A 3,275-nucleotide genomic window follows, 5' to 3' on the forward strand; every position below is an offset into this window, starting at 1 on the left:
CGGTGTTCGGCATGGCGCTGATCATCCACTTCGCGCTCGCGATGGCGTTCGGCCGCCTGGTCTCGGTGCTGGTGTGGCATCGCGGCATCCGCCCCGGCGTGCTGGTGGGCGCGCTCGCGGGGCTGGCGCTGTATGCCGTCAACTTCGGCCTGATCGCGCCGCAGGCCTTTCCCTGGTTCGGCGACTCGCTGCGCGCCGTGACGATCGCCGACCACATGCTGTTCGGGGCCGTCGCCGCGGCGGTCTGCCTGACGCTGCGAAGAACGACGACCCGCTAGCACCCACAGGCGGCGCCAAAGCCGACCTACAGCGGCTCGCGCGCCCGGCCTGCGCGACCGCTGCCGCCCGCGCGGCTCCAATCATGCAAAGCCGGCCGGTAACCGCGTCATGACGACAGGGATCGGACTCTTCCGCTTCCGCAGGCGGATCAGCGAGAACATTGTCCAGTGGACCGGCCGGCTTCCCCTTGCGGCGCGGCTGCGCCCACCGTCAGCGGCGCAATGGCAGCTCCCACGCACTCCGCCGCCGTTCGCCTACAGCAGCGCCCCCGGCCGGGGACCTACCCTGCAGGGCAGGTCACGAACAAGCGTCAGGGAGATAGTGCATGAGCCCGCTGTTGATCCGCATCTTCACACTGGTCGGCATGGCCCTCGCTGCTGCCAGCATGCAGCTGAAGGCGCGGGCGGAAACGGCGCCGCCGGCGCCGGTGCAGGCCGTGCAGGCGGCCGCTGGCGCCACGTTCGCGGGCCACCCCCTTCGCGCCACTTCCTGAGGATCCCGCACGATGCAGTACCCCTTGCCCGCCGTCCCTCCGCAGCCCCCGCGCCGCCCCCGCAAGGCGGGAGTCGGCTGGTCGCTCGCGTTCGCCGCGCTCCTGTTCGCAGGGGTGTTCGCGGCTGGCGTGCCGCAAGGCGTGGCGCAGCGCAACGCCGCCTCCCAGGCGCTGCAGCAGGTGGTGCAGCAGCAGCTGCAGGCGCTGGCGCACGAGAACGCGGGCGAGGCCTTCGCGCTGGCCGACACCGACCTGCGCACGCAGTTCGGCACGGCCGAAGCCTTCCTGGACACGGTGCGCACGGACTACCCGATGCTGATGCACCCGGCCAGCGTGCTGTTCCTCAAGCCCGAGACCGACGGCACCATCGCGATGCAGAAGGTGCGCCTCACCGACGAACAAGGCGAGTCCTGGTCGCTGACCTACCTGCTCAATCGCGAGCGCGGCGAGCAGTGGAAGATCGCCGGCTGCATCGTCACGCCGCAGGGGCGGCAGGTGCTGACCTGAGGGGGCTCTAGCCTTTTTCGAGGGCCTGCATGAAACCCTGCACCGGCCGCGTCTCGGGCAGCACGTAGACCACGCTGCGCGAGGCGCCCAGCACCCGCTGCACCACCTGCTTGTAGAAGGCCACCGGTACCACCACGCAGCCCCAGGACACGCGCTTGCCGTCCACTTTCGCGGTGGCCAGGCGGCCGGAGCGTGCCGCATAGGAAAAGCCGGGGCGCAGGCGGTGGATCGCGAAGGCGCTCTCGTAATCGACCCAGATCACCTGCTCGCCGCTGCGGTTCTCGCCCGGCACGGCCTCGAAGCGGCCGGCCGGCGTGGTGCGTTCGGCCGGCGGCACATGGCCGGTTTGCGCATGGGCGCCGACGTTGGGCGCCGTGTGGTCGCCCACCGCGCTTCCCAGCAGGGCCGGCGAATGGCCCGCGAGGCGGCCGTCGGCGTGGAACACGTAGATGTGCGCGCCGCGCTTGTCCACCACCGCATAGGGGCGCCCGTGCGCGTCGCCGCTGCGCTGCACCCAGCCCACGAGGCTGCGCGCGTCCTGCGACGCCCCGGCCGCCTGAAAACTTTCGGTGGCCCCCGCCGCCGGCGCCAAGGCCGCGACCAACCACCATGCCGTACTGCCGGCTGCCTTGCGCAGCCATCGGCGTGCATCCATCCGAGTCCCCTGTCGAGCCTTGCAGGCTCAGCAGGGACGGATGCTACCAAGCGCGACCGTAGGGTCGCAAGGACGGGAAGGTGAACGGCTGGTGAAGCGTTACGAATTCAACGCGTGGCGGCGATCCGCGCGATCGGGTCGGTCACGTCGTAGGCGCCGAACACCTCCTGCGGCGATTTCACCTCGGGCAGCACGTAGACCACGGCGCCGTACTTGCGCACGGTGGGCGCGATGACGTTCTCGTAGAAGGTCACCGGCAGGTTGATGCAGCCGAACGAGATCCGGTTGTCGTCGGTGGTGAGCGAGGCCAGGCGCTCCAGCCGGTGCTCGCGGGCATGCAGCGGGCGGATGCGGTGCATGGAGACGGCCAGGTCGTAGGAGACCCACACCACGTCCTCGTTGCCGGCGTTGAGGCCCGGTTCGGCCACGAAGCGGCCGGCCGGCGTGGTCTTCTCGTGCGGGCGCACCTGGGCCAGCGGCTTGTCCCCGACGCCGGGATAGGAGTCGTCGCCATGGGCCTCGCCGAGCAGCGCCGGCGCGCTTTCCACCAGCTGCCCTCCAGGGGCGAAGGCGTACACGCGGGCATCCTTCTTGTCGACGACCACGAAGGCATGCCGCCCGGCGTCGCCGGTGTGGACCACCCAGTCGGCCACGAGCTTCGCGTCCGGCGACGGGGCCTCGTCACGGAAGTCGGCCAGCCGCGGCGCCGCCAGGGGGGACGGCGCTTGCGGGGCGGCCTCGGGCGCCGGCACCCGCGCCTGCGGGGCGGCCTGCGGCGCCGGCGCTTGCGGGGCCGCCTGGGGCGCCACGGCGACGGCGGCTTCGCGGCGCGCCTGCTCCTGCGCGTCGCGGTGCTTCTTCACCCACACGGGCGGCAGCACGAGCACCAGCAGCGCGAGGCCGATCAAGGCCCCCTTGCGCAAGGCGTCGAAGAATTCGGAGTCCTGTCCCTTTGGCATGGCTGTGGTTCTTTCGGCGAAGCCCGCAGAGTAGGCAGGCTGGGCCGCCCCGCGCGTGCGCCGATCGAGCAAGCGCGTGTAGGAACACTGCCGTCAAGCTGCGTCCGCGCGCGGCTCCTGCCCCCACTGCGCGATCTGCAGCGCAGGATCGGCGCATTCGCAGCCGAAGGCGTAGTCGGGGTCTTCGAGCACCGGGCCGGGCGCTCCGGGCAGGATGGGAACGCCGGTCGGCGGGACGGGCTCGGACGGCTGCAGTTCGGGCATGGCGACTCTCCCTCTCGTTGAAGAGCCATTGTTCGCGGCGCAGCCGTGCCGCCCTATCCGCAGAGCTCGCGAGGCAGCGTAGGAGCGGGCCTACGCGGGCAGCGCGGACTTGCCGCGG

Annotated in this window: 5 protein-coding genes and 1 pseudogene; 3 read left to right on the plus strand and 3 right to left on the minus strand. The window is 71.6% G+C overall.

Going from position 1 to position 3,275, the window contains the following annotated elements:
* The 3 genes and pseudogenes from VFM98_RS07200 to VFM98_RS07210 all read left to right on the plus strand — a co-directional run.
* Positions 1-278: pseudogene (locus tag VFM98_RS07200) on the plus strand (hypothetical protein); the annotation flags it as partial.
* Between the two features lie 326 nt (positions 279-604).
* Positions 605-772: a hypothetical protein gene (locus VFM98_RS07205; RefSeq protein ID WP_325109229.1), complete on the plus strand. Its 168-nt coding sequence runs from the start codon at positions 605-607 to the stop codon at positions 770-772.
* Positions 773-784: 12 nt separating this feature from the next.
* Positions 785-1,279, plus strand: coding sequence for a DUF4864 domain-containing protein (locus VFM98_RS07210; RefSeq protein WP_325109230.1), 495 nt, complete (start codon positions 785-787; stop codon positions 1,277-1,279).
* Between the two features lie 7 nt (positions 1,280-1,286).
* Here the strand turns inward: VFM98_RS07210 and VFM98_RS07215 are convergent, their stop codons facing one another.
* The 3 genes from VFM98_RS07215 to VFM98_RS07225 form a co-directional block, all read right to left on the minus strand.
* Positions 1,287-1,934: a L,D-transpeptidase gene (locus VFM98_RS07215; protein WP_325109231.1), complete on the minus strand. Its 648-nt coding sequence runs from the start codon at positions 1,932-1,934 to the stop codon at positions 1,287-1,289.
* Positions 1,935-2,041: 107 nt separating this feature from the next.
* Positions 2,042-2,893: a hypothetical protein gene (locus tag VFM98_RS07220; protein WP_325109232.1), complete on the minus strand. Its 852-nt coding sequence runs from the start codon at positions 2,891-2,893 to the stop codon at positions 2,042-2,044.
* Positions 2,894-2,986: 93 nt separating this feature from the next.
* Positions 2,987-3,157 (minus strand): hypothetical protein, encoded by a 171-nt coding sequence (locus VFM98_RS07225; protein ID WP_325109233.1) that lies wholly within the window; start codon positions 3,155-3,157, stop codon positions 2,987-2,989.
* Between the last annotated feature and the right edge of the window lie 118 nt (positions 3,158-3,275).

This window comes from Ramlibacter sp. (assembly GCF_035706265.1).
GTDB lineage: Bacteria > Pseudomonadota > Gammaproteobacteria > Burkholderiales > Burkholderiaceae_C > Ramlibacter.

Bases quoted from the DNA above. Each gene is read 5' to 3' on its own strand.
- VFM98_RS07220 (WP_325109232.1), bottom strand. From the start codon at position 2,893: ATGCCAAAGGGACAGGACTCCGAATTCTTCGACGCCTTGCGCAAGGGG.
- VFM98_RS07225 (WP_325109233.1), bottom strand. From the start codon at position 3,157: ATGCCCGAACTGCAGCCGTCCGAGCCCGTCCCGCCGACCGGCGTTCCC.
- VFM98_RS07210 (WP_325109230.1), top strand. From the start codon at position 785: ATGCAGTACCCCTTGCCCGCCGTCCCTCCGCAGCCCCCGCGCCGCCCC.
- VFM98_RS07215 (WP_325109231.1), bottom strand. From the start codon at position 1,934: ATGGATGCACGCCGATGGCTGCGCAAGGCAGCCGGCAGTACGGCATGG.
- VFM98_RS07205 (WP_325109229.1), top strand. From the start codon at position 605: ATGAGCCCGCTGTTGATCCGCATCTTCACACTGGTCGGCATGGCCCTC.